This window comes from Moraxella haemolytica (assembly GCF_030177935.1).
GTDB classification, from domain to species: domain Bacteria; phylum Pseudomonadota; class Gammaproteobacteria; order Pseudomonadales; family Moraxellaceae; genus Moraxella; species Moraxella haemolytica.
The window spans coordinates 1,599,580-1,618,028 of the sequence record NZ_CP089974.1 but is presented as its reverse complement, the minus strand read 5'-3'; the positions used below and the strand labels follow the sequence as shown (position 1 = coordinate 1,618,028).

Here is an 18,449-nt window from a genome sequence, read left to right as displayed (position 1 = left end):
ATAATTATTGATATTTAAACCAGTAGCCAAACCTAATCATTTAATCATGCCACAATCCTAAAATTTAAAGTAGCAGTTTTAGTTTAGCAGTGCCCATCGGTCGTATGAGTCGGTATACCTAAAAATTGAATAGCTATACTTAATATGAAGTTTGGTGATGATAAAATTGAGTTCATTACTGCTTAAGCTAGAGCACTGATTTAAGTTGTACAGATGAAAAACTCTTGTCAATAATTAAATCTGATAAAGAAGGCGATGACAGCAAGATGGTATTGAATATTTTATTATTAAAAATCAATAATATACAAAATATTTATGATTTTTTTATCAAATTTCAAAAAAAGTCGTTGACACCCTGTTAAAACCCTGTATAATACCCACCACTCAAGCACAGCAAGTCATAAAAAACTTATTTAAATTCAATAAGTTAAAAAATTTGAGACGAGAATTAACAAATCTCAAAAAAAACTTTAAAATTTTTAAAAAAAGCTTGACACCAAATAAAAACAGCGTATAATACGCACTCATTCGCTGGACGACAACGAATGACACTATTTAAAATCCAAACTAAAGAACAACTTGTGTGGATTTTTGCTAATACAAGATAATACAAAAATTATCATTTATCAAGCAAAAATACTCAAAGTTAATTCATTTACACGATGAGCAAATTTGCTAGTAATAAATGAGCCAAGATTGACCCACTTAATGGGTTACTTAGAAAGATTAAACTGAAGAGTTTGATCATGGCTCAGATTGAACGCTGGCGGCAGGCTTAACACATGCAAGTCGAACGATGACGCTCTAGCTTGCTAGAGAAGATTAGTGGCGAACGGGTGAGTAATGCTTAGGAATCTGCCTAGTAGTGGGGGATAACGTAGGGAAACTTACGCTAATACCGCATACGTCTTACGAGAGAAAGGGGGCTTTTAGCTCTCGCTATTAGATGAGCCTAAGTCGGATTAGCTAGTTGGTGGGGTAAAGGCCTACCAAGGCGACGATCTGTAGCTGGTCTGAGAGGATGATCAGCCACACTGGGACTGAGACACGGCCCAGACTCCTACGGGAGGCAGCAGTGGGGAATATTGGACAATGGGCGAAAGCCTGATCCAGCCATGCCGCGTGTGTGAAGAAGGCCTTTTGGTTGTAAAGCACTTTAAGTGGGGAGGAAAAGCTAGTTGCTAATACCAGCTAGCCCTGACGTTACCCACAGAATAAGCACCGGCTAACTCTGTGCCAGCAGCCGCGGTAATACAGAGGGTGCAAGCGTTAATCGGAATTACTGGGCGTAAAGCGAGCGTAGGTGGCTGCTTAAGTCAGATGTGAAATCCCCGGGCTTAACTTGGGAACTGCATCTGATACTGGGTGGCTAGAGTAGGTGAGAGGGAAGTAGAATTCCAGGTGTAGCGGTGAAATGCGTAGAGATCTGGAGGAATACCGATGGCGAAGGCAGCTTCCTGGCATCATACTGACACTGAGGTTCGAAAGCGTGGGTAGCAAACAGGATTAGATACCCTGGTAGTCCACGCCGTAAACGATGTCTACCAGTCGTTGGGTCTCTTGAAGACTTAGTGACGCAGTTAACGCAATAAGTAGACCGCCTGGGGAGTACGGCCGCAAGGTTAAAACTCAAATGAATTGACGGGGGCCCGCACAAGCGGTGGAGCATGTGGTTTAATTCGATGCAACGCGAAGAACCTTACCTGGTCTTGACATACAGAGAATTCGCTAGAGATAGCTTAGTGCCTTCGGGAACTCTGATACAGGTGCTGCATGGCTGTCGTCAGCTCGTGTCGTGAGATGTTGGGTTAAGTCCCGCAACGAGCGCAACCCTTTTCCTTAGTTACCAGCGATTTAAGTCGGGAACTCTAAGGATACTGCCAGTGACAAACTGGAGGAAGGCGGGGACGACGTCAAGTCATCATGGCCCTTACGACCAGGGCTACACACGTGCTACAATGGTTGGTACAAAGGGTTGCTACACAGCGATGTGATGCTAATCTCAAAAAGCCAATCGTAGTCCGGATTGGAGTCTGCAACTCGACTCCATGAAGTCGGAATCGCTAGTAATCGCAGATCAGAATGCTGCGGTGAATACGTTCCCGGGCCTTGTACACACCGCCCGTCACACCATGGGAGTTGATCTCACCAGAAGTGGTTAGCCTAACGCAAGAGGGCGATCACCACGGTGGGGTCGATGACTGGGGTGAAGTCGTAACAAGGTAGCCGTAGGGGAACCTGCGGCTGGATCACCTCCTTAACGATATTATCTGATTAGCAAGAATTCACAACAAGTTGTTCTTTAGTAAGATGTTTAAAACGGGTCTATAGCTCAGTTGGTTAGAGCACCGTGTTGATAACGCGGGGGTCATAAGTTCAAGTCTTATTAGACCCACCATATTGGGGTTATAGCTCAGTTGGTAGAGCGCCTGCCTTGCACGCAGGAGGTCAGGAGTTCGACTCTCCTTAACTCCACCATATTTAAACATCAAAAGCATACATAAGCAATTTGATAAGAGATTTCTTATTTATGCTTTAACTTTATGAACTGACGAAGTTCATATCATTATTTAACAACGAAAATATGAGTCTGGGTTAATTATTTAATTCCAACAAATAATTAACCATTCCAATCACACTCCACTTCTTTTATAGAAGGTGATTGGATAAAGTAAAGAGAACTGAATCAAGCGTAAACATAGGTAAATCGTTACACATTACCCATAAGACCCCTTGGGGTTGTATGGTCAAGTAATGAAGTGCACATGGTGGATGCCTTGGCAGTCAGAGGCGATGAAAGACGTGATAGCCTGCGATAAGCGTCGGTGAGGTGGCAATATCCTGTGACCCGGCGATTTCTGAATGGGGAAACCCACTTATCATAAGATAGGTATTCTATTCTTTGGATAGAAGGCAAACCGGGAGAAGTGAAACATCTCAGTACCCCGAGGAAAAGACATCAATTGAGATTCCCCAAGTAGCGGCGAGCGAACGGGGAGGAGCCGATCAAATTTACAGTAGCAAAATGGCGTGGGAAAGCCAACCATAGTAGGTGATAGTCCTGTATGCGAAACTGTTTATGAGACATATTAAGTAGGGCGAGACACGTGAAATCTTGTCTGAAGATGGGGGGACCATCCTCCAAGGCTAAATACTCCTGACTGACCGATAGTGAACCAGTACCGTGAGGGAAAGGCGAAAAGAACCCCTGTTAGGGGAGTGAAATAGAACCTGAAACCGTGTGCATACAAGCAGTCGGAGCGGACTTGTTCCGTGACGGCGTACCTTTTGTATAATGGGTCAGCGACTTATATTCTGTAGCAAGGTTAACCGTTTAGGGGAGCCGTAGGGAAACCGAGTCTTAATAGGGCGTCTTAGTTGCAGGGTATAGACCCGAAACCGAGTGATCTATCCATGAGCAGGTTGAAAGTGCCGTAACAGGCACCGGAGGACCGAACCCACTGTCGTTGAAAAGCCAGGGGATGACTTGTGGATAGGGGTGAAAGGCTAATCAAACTCGGTGATAGCTGGTTCTCCCCGAAAGCTATTTAGGTAGCGCCTCGGACGAATACCATTGGGGGTAGAGCACTGTTTCGGCTAGGGGGTCACACCGACTTACCAAACCGATGCAAACTCCGAATACCGATGAGTACTATCCGGGAGACAGACGGCGGGTGCTAACGTCCGTCGTCAAGAGGGAAACAACCCAGACCGCCAGCTAAGGCCCCAAATTCCTAGTTAAGTGGGAAACGATGTGGGAAGGCACAGACAGCTAGGATGTTGGCTTAGAAGCAGCCATCATTTAAAGAAAGCGTAATAGCTCACTAGTCGAGTCGGCCTGCGCGGAAGATGTAACGGGGCTCAAACTAGGAGCCGAAGCTGCGGATTTAATTGTTTCAATTAAGTGGTAGGGGAGCGTTGTGTAAGCCTGTGAAGGTGTATCGTAAGGTATGCTGGAGGTATCACAAGAGCGAATGCTGACGTGAGTAACGACAATGCGAGTGAAAAGCTCGCACGCCGGAAGACCAAGGGTTCCAGTCCAACGTTAATCGGGGCTGGGTGAGTCGACCCCTAAGGCGAGGCCGAAAGGCGTAGTCGATGGGAAATTGGTTAATATTCCAATACTTGTTTATGATGCGATGGAGGGACGGAGAAGGTTATGTCAGCCTGGCGTTGGTTGTCCAGGTGGAAGGATGTAGGTAGGTTTAGTAGGCAAATCCGCTAGACTATTACTGAGATCTGATAGCAAGCCAGTTTACTGGCAAAGTGGCAAATACCATGCTTCCAGGAAAAGCTTCTAAGCGATAGTCATAAACAAATCGTACCCGAAACCGACACAGGTGGTCAGGTAGAGAATACCAAGGCGCTTGAGAGAACTCTGCTGAAGGAACTAGGCAAAATGGTACCGTAACTTCGGGAGAAGGTACGCTGCCGATGGTGATAAGACTTGCTCTTTGAGCTGTTGGCAGTCGCAGATACCAGGCTGCTGCAACTGTTTATTAAAAACACAGCACTCTGCAAACACGAAAGTGGACGTATAGGGTGTGATGCCTGCCCGGTGCTGGAAGGTTAATTGATGGGGTTAGCGTAAGCGAAGCTCTTGATCGAAGCCCCAGTAAACGGCGGCCGTAACTATAACGGTCCTAAGGTAGCGAAATTCCTTGTCGGGTAAGTTCCGACCTGCACGAATGGCATAATGATGGCAGCGCTGTCTCCAGCAGAGACTCAGTGAAATCGAAATCGCAGTGAAGATGCTGTGTACCCGCGGCTAGACGGAAAGACCCCGTGAACCTTTACTACAGCTTTACATTGAACTTTGACCTAACTTGTGTAGGATAGGTGGGAGGCTTTGAAGTGGTGACGCCAGTTGCCATGGAGCCAACCTTGAAATACCACCCTGGTTATGTTGGGGTTCTAACTTAGATATAACAGTATCGAGGACAATGTATGGTGGGTAGTTTGACTGGGGCGGTCTCCTCCTAAAGAGTAACGGAGGAGTACGAAGGTGCGCTCAGAACGGTCGGAAATCGTTCAAAGAGTATAAAGGCAAAAGCGCGCTTAACTGCGAGACCCACAAGTCGAGCAGGTACGAAAGTAGGTCTTAGTGATCCGGTGGTTCTGTATGGAAGGGCCATCGCTCAACGGATAAAAGGTACTCTGGGGATAACAGGCTGATACCGCCCAAGAGTTCATATCGACGGCGGTGTTTGGCACCTCGATGTCGGCTCATCTCATCCTGGGGCTGAAGCAGGTCCCAAGGGTATGGCTGTTCGCCATTTAAAGAGGTACGCGAGCTGGGTTTAGAACGTCGTGAGACAGTTCGGTCCCTATCTACCGTGGGCGTTGGAAATTTGAGAGGATCTGCTCCTAGTACGAGAGGACCAGAGTGGACGAACCTCTGGTGTTCCGGTTGTTTCGCCAGAAGCATTGCCGGGTAGCTACGTTCGGATGGGATAACCGCTGAAAGCATCTAAGCGGGAAGCCCACCTCAAGATAAGATTTCCCTAAAGAGCCGTTGTAGACTACGACGTTGATAGGTTGGGTGTGGAAGCATGGTGACATGTGTAGCTAACCAATACTAATTGCTCGTTTGGCTTGACCATACAACACCCAAGTGGTTTAAAACCATTTCATGTGTTGTATAAGTAAGTGTAAAGATTTTACCTAACAAGCTTGAATCAATCTTGAATAAAAATAAAAAAACAGACTCATACAGCGTTGTTAATCCTTTTACGCTGACGACAATAGCAAGATGGAACCACCTGATCCCTTCCCGAACTCAGAAGTGAAATGTCTTAGCGCCGATGGTAGTGTGGTTCGCCCATGTGAGAGTAGGTCATCGTCAGCACCTTATTTCAAACCCCCCTTGCAGGAATGTGAGGGGGTTGACTTATGGGTTCGAAGTTAAGATAATGTCATTATTTTATATTCATGAGAGTGAAGTATGATTAATCAAAAAGGATTTACCTTAATTGAATTATTGATTGTTATTGTGATTATTGGTGTGCTGGCAATGTTCGCAATTCCTCAGTTTCAAAGTCGCATTGCTGTTGCACAAGTAAGTCGTGTTACAATGGAAATTAGCCAGCTGCGAAGTTCGGTGGATATCTGCCTATTGCAGGGTAGTAAAGGTAGTGAATGTCAATTGGGTTGGACAAAAAGCAACTTGATTGCGGATAGTGGCATGACCTCTGCTGGTGGCGATACTCATGCTCAAACAGGGCAGTCGGGATTGACGGTAAGTTTGAGCGATACATCAAAAATTGAAGCTGTTCTAGGTCAGGATGCTGCAAGCATGCTACATAACAAAAAAATCATTTGGACGCGTGATAATAAGGGTGTTTGGAGTTGTGCTACTGATGTTGATGCAGAATATAGTCCAGCAGGGTGCAAGTCTTTATCTGTAATGCCTTAAAATTAAAGCATTGATTTAATATATATTATTTGTTATAATTATTCGTCTATTTTTAGATAGATAATTTATTTCAACAATACACACACGAAGGTTGCTTTTAAGCATGGAATATCGGGGTGTTTATGGGCTTGATTAATTTGCTAGTATTAGTGAATGCGTGCACATAGATTCGGTATTTTACTTTCGTGGAGGCGTAACCCAATCTTTTTTAAGGATTTAATATGTCAAATTCTACTCAAGTTTCAATGCGTGATTTGCTAGAAGCTGGTGCTCACTTTGGTCACCAAACTCGTTACTGGAACCCAAAAATGAATCAATACATTTTTGGTGCTCGCAACGGCATTCACATCATCAATCTTGAACATACTGTTAAGCAGTTCAATGAAGCATTGAACTTTGCTAACCAACAAGCTGCTAATCGCAATAAGATTCTATTTGTTGGTACTAAGCGTGCGGCAAGTGGTGTTATTCGTGAGCAAGCACAGCGTGCTGGTATGCCATACATTGATCATCGTTGGTTAGGTGGTACTCTAACTAACTGGAAAACCATTCGTCAGTCTATCACTCGCCTAAAAGAGCTTGAAAAACAGGCTGAAGATGGCACTTTCGCTAAACTGACTAAGCGTGAAGCACTTGAGCGTACTCGTGATATGGAGAAGCTGGAGCGTGCATTAGGCGGTATCAAAGAGATGGGTGGGCTACCTGACGCATTGTTTGTTATTGATGTGGACCATGAAGCCATCGCCATCAAAGAAGCAAAAAATCTTGGTATTCCAGTCATCGGTATCGTTGATACTAACTCTAATCCTGACAATGTTGACTATGTCATCGCAGCAAATGATGATGCTATTCGTGCAGTAAGCCTATACGCAACTGCAATGGCGGACTCTATCATTGCTGGCAAAGAGTATGCCAAAACCCAAGGCAAGGGCGGTGAGCAAGCTCAAGAAGCCAACGCCGAGCAAGCTGAATAATCACTAAAGATTATTGTAAAGGCGTGAATGTCTGTAGTATCGTTCACGCCTTTTTTGATAAATTTGCCCACAATCACTGTGATTGTTGCTATTTTAATTGAATTGTAAAAAGGTAATTACCATGACTCAAATTTCTGCATCACTGGTTAAAGAATTGCGTGAGCGTACTGGCTTGGGCATGATGGAATGTAAAAAAGCCCTAGAAGAAGCAGGTGGCGATATCGAACTTGCTATTGACAACCTACGCAAATCAGGTCAAGCTAAGGCTGCCAAAAAAGCAGGTAATATCGCTGCTGATGGAGCTATCATCATTGCACAAACTACTGGCAAAGCATTGTTGCTAGAAGTAAACTGCCAAACTGATTTCGTTGCGAAAGACGAAAGCTTTACCGCATTTGCTAATAAAGTTGCTGAATTGGCCTTGGCAAACAACACTACAGATGTAGAAACCATTTCTGGTTTAGAGTACGAAGCCGGTGTTAGTGTAGAAGAAGCCCGTGTGGCTTTGGTACAAAAAATTGGTGAAAATATCCAAATTCGTCGTGCCGAAGTTATTGAAGGTGCAAACCTAGCTGCTTACCGTCACGGTCTGCGTATTGGTGTTGTTGTTTCTTATGAAGGTGGTTCAGAAGAGCTTGGTAAAGCTGTTGCCATGCAAGTTGCTGCCTTTAACCCATTAGCAGTTAATGAAGAAGGTGTGCCTGCTGACATTTTGGCTCGTGAAAAAGATATCATTGAAGCTAAAGCGAAAGAGTCAGGTAAACCAGAAACGGTAATTGAAAAAATGATTACCGGTGGTGTTCAAAAGTACCTAAATGAAGTTACTTTGGTTAATCAGCCTTATGTTATTGATAATGATAAGAAAGTTGGTGATGTGTTAAAAGCTGAGAATGCAACCGTCATTAGCTTTAAGCGTCTAGAAGTTGGCGAAGGCATTGAGAAAAAGCAAGAAGACTTTGCTGCTGAAGTTGCTGCAGCTCAAGCTGCAGCTCAAGGCTAATCTTTGGTTTATGCCATACAATAAAAAACGCACCCATGTTGGTGCGTTTTTTATTGTATAAATTTGGCAAAATTAGGGTAAAATAACCCAAAACAAGGTACAATGTTCTTGGATTTAGATTTTTGGAGTTTTTATGTTTGATAAAAATGAGTTTATTCAGCTTTTGCTTGATTGCGGTGTCTTAAAGTTTGGTGAGTTTATCCTAAAATCAGGACGGGTTAGTCCCTATTTTTTTAATGCAGGTCTGCTATCAAATGGTAAGGCGTTGGACATGCTATCAAATGGTTATGCTAGTATCTTGGCAAATGAACTAAAGGATAAGAACCCCACAATTTTTGGGGCGGCATATAAGGGTATTCCTTTTGTGGCAACGACAGCACAAACGCTGTGGCGTTCGCATGGTATTGATGTTGATTGGGGTTATAATCGCAAAGAAGCCAAAACCCATGGTGAGGGAGGAAATCTTGTTGGGGCAGATTTGGCAGGCAAAAAAGTATGGGTCATAGATGATGTGATGACTGCAGGAACAGCGGTGCGAGAAGTGGTTGAGATTTTAAAGAATGCAGGAGCGAGCCTTGCTGGGATTGTTATCGCACTTGACCGTAAAGAATGTGGTCAGGATAGGCGTTCGGCGGTACAGCAGATTAAAGATGACTTTGGTGTACCTGTGTTTTCTTTAGTGGATATTGATGATATTATTGCATTTTTGCAAGATAAGGGCGAAAGTGAGTGCTTGGTGAAAATGCAAGCCTACCGCCAAGAATATGGGGTATAATTGATGAAAACATTAAATTTTTTGGTTATTATGGATGACATCGCTTCCATTAACTACAAAAAAGACTCTACCCTTGCAATAGCGTGGGCGATTAGCGATAAAAATCATTCTTTAAATTATTGTCAAATTGGTGATTTATGGCTCAATAATGGCGAATTGATGATTGATTGTCAATCATTACAAGTTTTTAAAAACCCTGACAATTTTTATGAACTGGGCGATAAAAACACCGTCAAAGAGACTGATTTTGATGTGATTTTAATGCGTAAAGATCCGCCTTTTGATATGAGATTTTTGTATGCGTTGTATTTGTTGGATTTTGCCAAACGAGCAGGGGTGTTGGTGGTTAACGATCCAACAAGTGTTAAAGAGTGCAATGAAAAACTTTTTGCCACTCAGTTTCCTCACCTGATGACGCCAACGGTCGTCAGTCAAAAACAATCGCATCTTCGTGAGTTTATTAAAACACACCATGATGTGATTGTTAAGCCACTTGATGGCATGGGGGGCATGGGGATTTTTCGTTTGATGACGGATAGTCCTAACATTGGGGCGACTTTGGAGTTATTGACACAAAATGAGAACTTGCCAATCATGGCACAAAAGTTCATTCCTGCCATTACAGAGGGTGATAAACGCATTTTGATTGTTGGTGGCAAGGTGGTGGATTACTGCTTGGCACGCATTCCAATGACAGGTGAGACTCGGGGTAACTTGGCAGCAGGCGGAACTGGCGTAGCGATGCCGCTAACCGAGCGTGAACGAGCACTTGCCAATGAAGTCGCCCCCATTCTTTTGAAAAAGGGTTTGTACTTTGTGGGGCTTGATGTCATTGGTGGGTTTATCACCGAAATTAATGTAACCAGCCCAACTTGCGTGCGTGAGATAGATGATCAATGTGGGACGCAGATTGCGGTGGATTTTGTGTCGTTTATTGAGAGTTTGGTTGGCTAATAAAATTGGCTGATTTGTTTCTAAAAGGGCGGTCATTCGCTCTTTTTTAATGACATTTGTGCAGTTTTGTTTATTGATTTTTGCAATGACGGATATTAGGATAAGATGAGGTCGATATTGGTATCATTTTGGTGATTTGGTGGGGAAACTGTCTTAATGATGCATATTTGATGAAAAATTGTAAGGCGTATAAATTTTTCTTGTATTTATTGACATTTTGTTTCAAAATACCAAATTAACCTAGAGGTATTATCTTCTGTATATTAGAACTTAAAAAGATTGAATGCTTATGAATATTTTGATGATGGCAGCAGGCACAGGCGGACATATTTTTCCTGCATTGGCGGTGGCAGACGAGCTTGCCAAACGGGGTGCAACGATACATTGGTTGGGTACGCCTACAGGCATGGAAAACGAGTTGGTGGCAAAGCATGGATATCAGATGCATCATGTGCAAATGCAAGGTCTGCGTGGCAAGGGAATTGCTCGTTTGGTCAAGCTGCCATTGATGCTCTTTAAGGCAGTGATGAATGCCAAAAAAGTTATTGAGACGCACCACATCGATGTGGTGATGGGCTTTGGTGGCTATGTTACTGCACCTGGCGGTCTGGCAGCAAAAATCGCCAAAAAACCACTCATCATCCATGAACAAAATGCCATTGTTGGTATGAGCAATAAGAACCTGGCTCGCTATGCCGATAAAGTGCTGCAGGCTTTTGATGGGGCGTTCAATGGTGGTTTTGGCAAGAGATTGATAACGGTGGGCAATCCTGTGCGTGCTGATATTACTCAGGTGGCACCACCGCACTTACGCTATGATGTAAGTGATGTCTCTTCGCTAAAAGTGCTGGTTGTGGGTGGTTCACTGGGAGCGAAGGCGATTAATGATGCGGTGGTGGCATTGTTAAAGTTATCTGATAAGCCTTTAACCATCAAACATCAATGTGGTAAGGACCATCATGACGATATGTTAATTGCTTATTCACAAGTAGGGATTGATACCAGTATTCATGTCTTTGAGGTACTGCCATTCATTGATGATATGGCAGCGGCTTATGCGTGGGCGGATGTGATTGTTTGTCGTGCTGGAGCATTGACAGTGAGTGAGATTGCCAGTGTGGGCATTGCACCCATTTTTATTCCCTTGCCAACTGCGGTTGATGACCATCAAACTTTTAATGCCAAAACCTTGACTGATAATGGAGCAGGGATTTTATTGCCCCAAAATGAACTATCAGGCAAAAGATTGGCAAAGATTTTGGGTAGTCTTGACCGTAAGCAATGCCTAGATATGGCAAATAACGCCCGAGCTTTTGCTAAGGCGGACACCACCAAACAAGTGGCGGATATTGTGGAGCGTGTGATTAAAGAATAATCTGGTTAATTTTAAGGGACTAATAAAATGTTTTATTATGAAATTGATGACGAATTAAGCCTAACCTTGGTGCATTCATCATTTGCTAGTCAGATGGCTGATATTGTCAATGCTCAAAAAGAATATTTGGGAAAATGGCTACCTTGGGCGAATCATTTTAGCGAAAATAGTTATGGTGAGTTTGTTAAATTTGCCTTGCATCAGTATGCTGATGATAAGGCTATTCATACCCATATTATCCATGATAATAAGATTATTGGGGCGGTGAGTTTAAATAATATTTATCATCATCTTAAAAAAGCAGAAATTGGCTATTGGCTACACCAAGATTATCAAGGGCGTGGCGTGATGACTCTTGCAGTGCGTGCGATGATGGATATTGCTAAAAATATTTATGGTATGGTTGTGGTGGATATCAAAGCAGGTGAGCATAACACCCCAAGCCGAAAAGTCGCTGAGCGATTGGGATTTGAGTTTTGTGGTATTATCGCCAATAATGAAAATGTCAATGGTCGGATTATCAATCATGCGGTTTATACTTATCGTTTTTGATTTTAAAAACTTAGATTGCAGATAAATACGCCATTAGATGAGCTTGATGGGGTGTAACTTGCCCTTTATTAAATCGTCATATTTGAATAAATGGACCATTCTTGCTTTTTGAACAATTTTAAATATATGTGGCTATTGTAAACCTGCTCAGATGATTGTTTAAATTCGTTTAAATAAATTAAATTTGTCTAAATAAAATTATCAAGATAAAATGACTGACCAACCTTATTTGATAGCCAAAAAGAGAAAAATTATGCCAAATTCAACTAATGTCAAGACTCTACCTAAGCAACTGATTGAAATACCTGAGATGAGACGGATTAACACTATCCACTTTGTTGGCATTGGTGGGGCGGGTATGTGTGGGATTGCTGAAGTGCTTGCCAATCAAGGCTATACGGTTACAGGCTCAGACATCAAAGAAAGTGTTGTTACCAAGCGATTGGAGAGTTTGGGCATTGCGGTTTTTATCGGACATGATTCATCAAATATCAAAAATGCCGATGTGCTTGTGGTGTCATCTGCCATTGACAAAACCAATCCTGAGATTCAAACGGCTTTGCAAGCTCGCTTGCCTGTAGTTCGCCGTGCTGATATGCTTGGCGAACTGATGAGATATCGCCATAGCATCGCAGTCGCTGGAGCACATGGCAAGACCACGACCACCAGTCTGCTCACCATGATGCTGACCGAAGCTGGGCTTGATCCGACCTATGTGATTGGTGGCAAATTAAATGCTTCTGGTAAGAATGCGTCTTTGGGTAGTAGTCGTTACCTTGTGGCAGAAGCGGATGAGTCTGATGCGTCTTTTTTGAGTTTGCGACCGATGGCATGTATCGTTACCAATATTGACGAAGACCATATGGATACCTATGATGGTAGCTTTGAGAAATTAAAGCAGGCCTATATTCAGTTTTTGCACAATATGCCCTTTTATGGCTTGGCGGTGGTATGTGGCGATGATAAAGAGCTGTATGGCATGATTGATGACATTGCTCGCCCTGTATTGACCTTTGGTTTTCAAGAGCATAATGATGTGCAAGCGGTGGATTTGTTGGTGGATGGCACTTGCACGCATTTTACGGTACTGCGTAAAGACCGAAAGCCACTTCGTTTAACCCTAAATATTCCTGGCGAACACAATGTGCTAAATGCGTTGGGAGCAATCACGCTTGCGACTGATGAAGGTGTAGATGATGAAGCGATTGTGCGTGCGGTGGGCAAATTTGCAGGCGTGGGACGGCGTTTTGAACAGCAGGCTAAGGTAAGTTATGAAGAGGGCGATGTTTTGCTTATTGATGACTACGGCCATCATCCTGCCGAAGTGCAAGCAACCATTAAAGCGGCTCGCCAAAGTTATCCCGACCGCCGTTTGGTGATGATGTTTCAACCGCACCGCTATAGTCGTACACGAGATTGTTTTAGTGAGTTTGTCAATGTCTTATCGCAGGTGGATAAACTGATTTTGCTTGATGTGTACAGTGCTGGCGAAGAGCCGATTAAGGGGGCGACAAGCGATGATTTGGCTCGCTCCTTGCGTGAGCGTGGACAGGTTGAGCCGATTGTCCTAAGCGTTGCTGATAAAGAGCAAATCGCTCAAGTGCTAAAAGTTACTCTGCATGCCAATGATTTGCTTATCACGCAAGGGGCGGGCAATGTGGGGCAGATTTGTTTGGAGTTAAGAGATAATAATCTATACCTTTAATTCATATTAAAACACTTTGGGTTATTTTTAAATTATTGTTAAATTTTGGAAAAATTTATGACTGATGTTAATATTAAAAAATTTGGCAAAGTCGCCGTTGTATGCGGTGGTAGCAGTAGCGAGCGAGAAGTCTCCTTAAAAAGTGGCAAGGCGGTACTTGATGCCTTGCAATCAAAAGGCGTAGATGCTCATCACTTTGACCCCAAAGAGATGGATATCTCCAAACTGCGTGACTATGACCGTGTGTTTAATGTCTTGCATGGTACTTTTGGCGAAGATGGCAGCCTGCAGGGTGTGCTAGATGGCTTTGGCATTCCTTATACGGGTTGTGGAGTGTTGGCGTCTGCCATTGCGATGGATAAATTTCGTTGTCGTCTTGTTTGGCAGTCGCTAGGTTTGCCAAATGTGCCATATGTGGTGCTAAAAGATGACAGTGATTTTTTGGCGGTGGAGACAGACTTTGGCTTACCGCTCTTTGTCAAGCCTGCCAGTGAAGGGTCAAGCGTGGGGGTGGTGATGATTGAACAGGCGGGCGATTTGGCAAAAGTGTACCCCACTTTAAAGCAATACCACGGCGAGATTTTGGCAGAAAAAGCCATTACAGGCGGTGAGTATGCTTTGGCAGTGCTAGGCGACACCGCTTTACCAAGTATTCGTATCATTCCAAAGAACAAGTTTTATGATTATGAAGCCAAGTATTTAAGAGATGACACCGTCTATCAATGTCCGTCAGATCTAACCGCCAAGCAAGAACAGCAAATGGGCGAGTTGGCTAAGCGTGCTTTTGAGGCGATAGGTGGCCGTGGTTGGGCTCGTGTGGACTTTTTAAAGGGCGATGATGGCAAATTGTATCTGTTAGAAATCAATACTGTGCCTGGCATGACCGACCACAGCCTTGTACCCATGGCGGCAAGGGAGGTTGGTATGGATTTTGCTGATTTGTGTATAGTGATTTTAGAGCAGACCTTAACTGTTTGATGCTAGCTAGCACCCAAAAGCCAATGGGTAATCTGTTGGCTTTTGGGTGCTATTCGTCCAAAAAAGTGTCAGCAAATAAAAAACGCTGGCATATCTTGGGGTGAAACTGTAACCGGTTGTAAAAATTCATCGCTTTATCCATATTTTTCTTGGCGATAATGATAAAATACGCTACTATATGCAATTTGTCCTATTTCTTTAGTTCTATTTGGCAGTAGCATCATGAACGCTCGAATCAAAACCTTTAAAACACGCCCAATGCTTAAGCTCTGGCAGATTTTACTGCTCAGTGGCATTGTTTTTGCGTTGAGTGTGTTTTTTATTTTTCGAGCGGCAAATCAAGCTCCGACTAGACCGCTTGTGTTAGAGATGAACAACCTAACCCAAGCACAGATAGCGTCTTTACAAGAGGCAACCCATTCGCTGGGCGAAATGCAGTTTTTTGGGGCAAATTTAACCAAAATTCATCGAGTGGTGTCTGGGTTATCATGGGTGGGGAGTGCTAGTGTCAAAAGAGACTGGCAGAAAGGCGTGGTGGTGTCTGTTATTCCAAGGCGGGCGGTAGCAAACTTTGGTAGTCAGCATTTGCTTGATGCAAATGGAGAGGTTTTTGTGCCGGCTGATGAGCGTGAATTGATGAATGAGTCGCTTGTCAATTTATACAGTACCCACGCAAAAGACGCACAGCATATGATGAAGCAGATGCGGCGAATCAATGAGTGGTTCTCTCCTTTGGGATTGATTGCTCAAGATGTTACACTAACTTCAAGGCAAACATGGCTGATTCGTTTTAATAATGGACTTAGAGTGATTGTTGATCATGAAAATACCGAGCAGAAGCTATTTGGTTTGGCATCGCTACTAAAAAGTAGTTTGGCATCGGAACTACCAAGTATGCAGTCGGTGGATTTAAGATATAAAAATGGCTTTGCGGTCGCTTGGCGAACTAAAGTGGAGCCTGTAACGAATGAATCATAAAAAGTGATAGTCTGATAATCTGATGGTTGGTCTGATTTTGATCAAGATGTTGCGTTGCAATGATGGATAATTTTTGGGTATTTTGTGTTATTTTTAAGAATTTTTATCAAAAACAGAATAAATTACTAATTTTTATAAAGTTTACTCTTTTACAAAATTGCTATAGGTGTTAAAATATAAGAGGTGCATTCATTTTTTGAATGCTTGGTGAATTGATTGTTTATTGGTGAGTAAAGATTCGTATGTCAGACCTACAGGTAGCATTGCATTTAAGTTCAAGTGCTGTTCATACAGTCGTCGGCTATGCAACCGGTACACCTGAAAATCCGAAAATTAAAATTTCGGCAGTGGGTTTGGCAAACACTGATGCGTTCGCTGCTGGCAAAATTGAACGCCGAGAATATCTCATCAGTGCCATACACAAATCACTACAAGAAGCTAGTGATATGGCAGGCGTGCAGATTCATGAGGTGTGTTTGTCTTTATCCACACCGTTGATGATCTCCATGAATGATACGCAAACTGTTGTGATGAATACATCAAGTACCCAAACGACAGTACGACAAAGCGACATGCATCGTGCCAAAGAGTTGGTTCGTGATAAATTGCGTGCTGAGGGTTGTGAAATTTTTCAATTGTGCCAAATTGTTACTTATCTTGATGATACGCATGAGGTTAAAGATCCTGTCAATATGTATGCCAATAAAATTGATGTGGTCAATCATGTGATGGCATTGCCAGCCAGTTACCATCATCAGGTATCGAGCGTGATTGATGCATCAGGCATTGCTATTGGCGATACTTTATTTGATGGTTTGGTGAGTGCAGAATATGCCTTGACCAAAGATGAGAAAAAGCAAGGGGTTTGCTTTATTGATATTGGTCAAGAAACAACTAAAGTGTGTGTCTATTATGATGGGGCGGTGATATTTTCTGAGTGTCTAGATGTGGGCGGTCAGACCGTAACTTATGACATTTCGGTGGAGCTTGGGCTGACCACTCAAGAGTCAGAAAGCCTTAAATGTCAACAAGGTACGCTCATACTGGACCCATCAAAACGAGCATCATTTATTAATGTTAAAAGACGCACGGGCGGAGAAGCGACAGTTAGCTTACGCCACCTAAATAATATTATTACCGCTCGTTATGAGAATATTTTTACTCACATCAACAAAGCACTTGAGACTCGCTCAATGTCTAACATGCTTGGCATGGGCGTAGTGTTGGCGGGTGGGGGTTGCCAGATTGATGGTATGGCACACTTTTTGGGGCGGTATTGGGGCGTGCCTGTACGCATGATGACGACCAATAGTAATATCAGCATCTGCCCAAAAACCTTGAGTGATGAAAAGATTCAACTCATCAATGAGTACTTAAAAAATAACAAACTGCATAGCGTGTTAGGCTCGCTCTTATACCAAAATAGCGAGCAATTCATGAAGGACAGCTATACAGAAATGAAGGCTGATGATGGTCTTGCCAACAAGGTTTCCGATGGTTGGCAGGCTGTGGTTAATTGGCTTAAAGATAAATTATAATGCCTTTGGGCGATGGTTTTTAGATTTTTGGAGTGAGGTTTATGTCAAAATACAGTATGTCAGATGACGCCCAGTTTGGCTCAGATGGACAAGCACGCTTTATCGTTTTTGGTGTCGGTGGCGGTGGTGGTAACGCTGTTGAGCATATGGTGCATCAACAGGTTACAGGCATTAATTTTGTGGCGGCGAACACAGATCGTCAAGCATTGAACAAATTAACCACGCCGAATAAGCTACAACTAGGCAGTGATTTGACTCGTGGCTTGGGTGCAGGTGCAAACCCTGAGGTGGGTCGTGAAGCAGCAGAAAGCGACGAAGAAGAAATTCGTGCACTATTATCTGATTACGACATGGTATTCATCACTGCAGGCATGGGTGGTGGTACAGGTACAGGTGCAGCTCCTGTGATTGCTCGTATCGCTAAAGAAAAAGGCATCTTGACTGTTGCTGTTGTTACCACACCATTTAAATTTGAAGGTGGTAAGCGTGCCAAATTGGCTCAAGAAGGTATTGAGCAGTTATCGCAGTATGTGGACTCTATCATTACTGTGCCTAACGAAAAACTATTACAAGTCTATCGTGGTCTGACCATGAAAGATGCCTTTGCCAAGGCGAACGATGTTCTGTTGCAAGCGGTTGATGGTATTACTCGTACCATTCGTGAGCCTGGTGTGATTAACATTGATTTTAACGATGTGCATACTGCAATGACTGCTAAAGGTCATGCGATGATGGGTATTGGTCGTGCTAGTGGCGAAGGTCGTGCAGCGGCAGCAGCAGAAAAAGCGATTCGTTCACCACTACTTGATGATCTACTACTAAAAAATGCACAAGGTGTTATCATCAATATCGTGGGTGCTAATATCGGCATGAGCGAGCCTGCAGAAGTGGCTGAAGTGGTGGGTCGTATTGCTAATATTGACGAAGGCAATATCTTCTATGGTGCGGTCGATGATGAATCGATGGGTGATGATATCTATGTTACGGTCATTGCTACAGGTCTGACTGTTGATGAATCGCCAAAAGTACAACCAGCGAACCCACAGGCAGCTCCTGCAGGTCATACAGCAGCCATCAGCAGTCAAGGAGCACCACAAGCAGCGGCACCACAAAGTCAGTCGCCGACTCGTCCAGTGGTTAAGCCATTGAGTGTGGGTTCGTTCCTAAATGAACGCAAATCTACAATAACTGACTAATGGCAATGC

12 protein-coding genes, 2 tRNA genes and 3 rRNA genes are annotated in these 18,449 nt (G+C 43.5%); all 17 read left to right on the top strand.

All coding sequences use genetic code 11. The features are described 5' to 3' along the window. Positions 1 to 728: 728 nt before the first annotated feature. Positions 729 to 2,260: ribosomal RNA gene (locus tag LU276_RS07675) — 16S ribosomal RNA — on the top strand. 61 nt (positions 2,261 to 2,321) lie between these two features. Continuing rightward, positions 2,322 to 2,398, top strand: a tRNA-Ile gene (locus LU276_RS07670). Positions 2,399 to 2,402: 4 nt separating this feature from the next. Continuing rightward, a tRNA-Ala gene (locus tag LU276_RS07665) sits at positions 2,403 to 2,478 on the top strand. A gap of 267 nt (positions 2,479 to 2,745) precedes the next feature. Then, a 23S ribosomal RNA gene (locus LU276_RS07660) occupies positions 2,746 to 5,603 on the top strand. 131 nt (positions 5,604 to 5,734) lie between these two features. Continuing rightward, positions 5,735 to 5,848, top strand: a 5S ribosomal RNA gene (gene rrf, locus LU276_RS07655). The 16S, 23S and 5S rRNA genes sit together here with 2 tRNA genes alongside, the layout of an rRNA operon. A 96-nt stretch (positions 5,849 to 5,944) precedes the next feature. Then, the gene (locus LU276_RS07650; protein ID WP_284673266.1) at positions 5,945 to 6,415 is read left to right on the top strand and encodes a pilin; all 471 of its coding nucleotides are present in this window, start codon (positions 5,945 to 5,947) and stop codon (positions 6,413 to 6,415) included. Positions 6,416 to 6,636: 221 nt separating this feature from the next. Next, positions 6,637 to 7,389: a 30S ribosomal protein S2 gene (gene rpsB / locus LU276_RS07645; protein WP_284673265.1), complete on the top strand. Its 753-nt coding sequence runs from the start codon at positions 6,637 to 6,639 to the stop codon at positions 7,387 to 7,389. A gap of 121 nt (positions 7,390 to 7,510) precedes the next feature. Then, positions 7,511 to 8,389 (top strand): translation elongation factor Ts, encoded by an 879-nt coding sequence (gene tsf / locus LU276_RS07640; protein ID WP_284673264.1) that lies wholly within the window; start codon positions 7,511 to 7,513, stop codon positions 8,387 to 8,389. 133 nt (positions 8,390 to 8,522) lie between these two features. Then, a complete protein-coding gene (pyrE, locus tag LU276_RS07635) occupies positions 8,523 to 9,164 on the top strand; it encodes an orotate phosphoribosyltransferase (RefSeq protein ID WP_284673263.1) in 642 nt (213 codons plus the stop codon). A gap of 3 nt (positions 9,165 to 9,167) precedes the next feature. Then, the gene (gene gshB, locus LU276_RS07630; RefSeq protein WP_284673262.1) at positions 9,168 to 10,118 is read left to right on the top strand and encodes a glutathione synthase; all 951 of its coding nucleotides are present in this window, start codon (positions 9,168 to 9,170) and stop codon (positions 10,116 to 10,118) included. A 289-nt stretch (positions 10,119 to 10,407) separates the two neighbouring features. Next, positions 10,408 to 11,493, top strand: a complete 1,086-nt coding sequence (gene murG / locus LU276_RS07625) for an undecaprenyldiphospho-muramoylpentapeptide beta-N-acetylglucosaminyltransferase (RefSeq protein ID WP_284673261.1) — start codon at positions 10,408 to 10,410, stop codon at positions 11,491 to 11,493. A 27-nt stretch (positions 11,494 to 11,520) separates the two neighbouring features. Further along, a complete protein-coding gene (locus LU276_RS07620) occupies positions 11,521 to 12,045 on the top strand; it encodes a GNAT family N-acetyltransferase (RefSeq protein ID WP_284673260.1) in 525 nt (174 codons plus the stop codon). 253 nt (positions 12,046 to 12,298) lie between these two features. Then, a complete protein-coding gene (gene murC, locus LU276_RS07615; protein ID WP_284673259.1) occupies positions 12,299 to 13,750 on the top strand; it encodes a UDP-N-acetylmuramate--L-alanine ligase in 1,452 nt (483 codons plus the stop codon). A gap of 57 nt (positions 13,751 to 13,807) precedes the next feature. Continuing rightward, the gene (locus LU276_RS07610; RefSeq protein WP_284673258.1) at positions 13,808 to 14,728 is read left to right on the top strand and encodes a D-alanine--D-alanine ligase; all 921 of its coding nucleotides are present in this window, start codon (positions 13,808 to 13,810) and stop codon (positions 14,726 to 14,728) included. A 222-nt stretch (positions 14,729 to 14,950) separates the two neighbouring features. Then, positions 14,951 to 15,706 carry a cell division protein FtsQ/DivIB gene (locus LU276_RS07605; protein WP_284673257.1) on the top strand — a complete coding sequence of 252 codons (756 nt, stop codon included), beginning with the start codon at positions 14,951 to 14,953 and terminating at the stop codon, positions 15,704 to 15,706. 242 nt (positions 15,707 to 15,948) lie between these two features. Then, positions 15,949 to 17,244, top strand: coding sequence for a cell division protein FtsA (ftsA, locus tag LU276_RS07600; protein WP_284673256.1), 1,296 nt, complete (start codon positions 15,949 to 15,951; stop codon positions 17,242 to 17,244). Positions 17,245 to 17,285: 41 nt separating this feature from the next. Next, positions 17,286 to 18,440 (top strand): cell division protein FtsZ, encoded by a 1,155-nt coding sequence (gene ftsZ, locus LU276_RS07595; protein WP_284673255.1) that lies wholly within the window; start codon positions 17,286 to 17,288, stop codon positions 18,438 to 18,440. The last annotated feature ends 9 nt before the right edge of the window (positions 18,441 to 18,449 follow it).

Excerpts from the sequence above, each read along its gene's own strand:
- LU276_RS07650 (WP_284673266.1), top strand. The coding sequence starts at position 5,945 with ATGATTAATCAAAAAGGATTTACCTTAATTGAATTATTGATTGTTATT.
- rpsB (WP_284673265.1), top strand. The coding sequence starts at position 6,637 with ATGTCAAATTCTACTCAAGTTTCAATGCGTGATTTGCTAGAAGCTGGT.
- tsf (WP_284673264.1), top strand. The coding sequence starts at position 7,511 with ATGACTCAAATTTCTGCATCACTGGTTAAAGAATTGCGTGAGCGTACT.
- pyrE (WP_284673263.1), top strand. The coding sequence starts at position 8,523 with ATGTTTGATAAAAATGAGTTTATTCAGCTTTTGCTTGATTGCGGTGTC.
- gshB (WP_284673262.1), top strand. The coding sequence starts at position 9,168 with ATGAAAACATTAAATTTTTTGGTTATTATGGATGACATCGCTTCCATT.
- murG (WP_284673261.1), top strand. The coding sequence starts at position 10,408 with ATGAATATTTTGATGATGGCAGCAGGCACAGGCGGACATATTTTTCCT.
- LU276_RS07620 (WP_284673260.1), top strand. The coding sequence starts at position 11,521 with ATGTTTTATTATGAAATTGATGACGAATTAAGCCTAACCTTGGTGCAT.
- murC (WP_284673259.1), top strand. The coding sequence starts at position 12,299 with ATGCCAAATTCAACTAATGTCAAGACTCTACCTAAGCAACTGATTGAA.
- LU276_RS07610 (WP_284673258.1), top strand. The coding sequence starts at position 13,808 with ATGACTGATGTTAATATTAAAAAATTTGGCAAAGTCGCCGTTGTATGC.
- LU276_RS07605 (WP_284673257.1), top strand. The coding sequence starts at position 14,951 with ATGAACGCTCGAATCAAAACCTTTAAAACACGCCCAATGCTTAAGCTC.
- ftsA (WP_284673256.1), top strand. The coding sequence starts at position 15,949 with ATGTCAGACCTACAGGTAGCATTGCATTTAAGTTCAAGTGCTGTTCAT.
- ftsZ (WP_284673255.1), top strand. The coding sequence starts at position 17,286 with ATGTCAAAATACAGTATGTCAGATGACGCCCAGTTTGGCTCAGATGGA.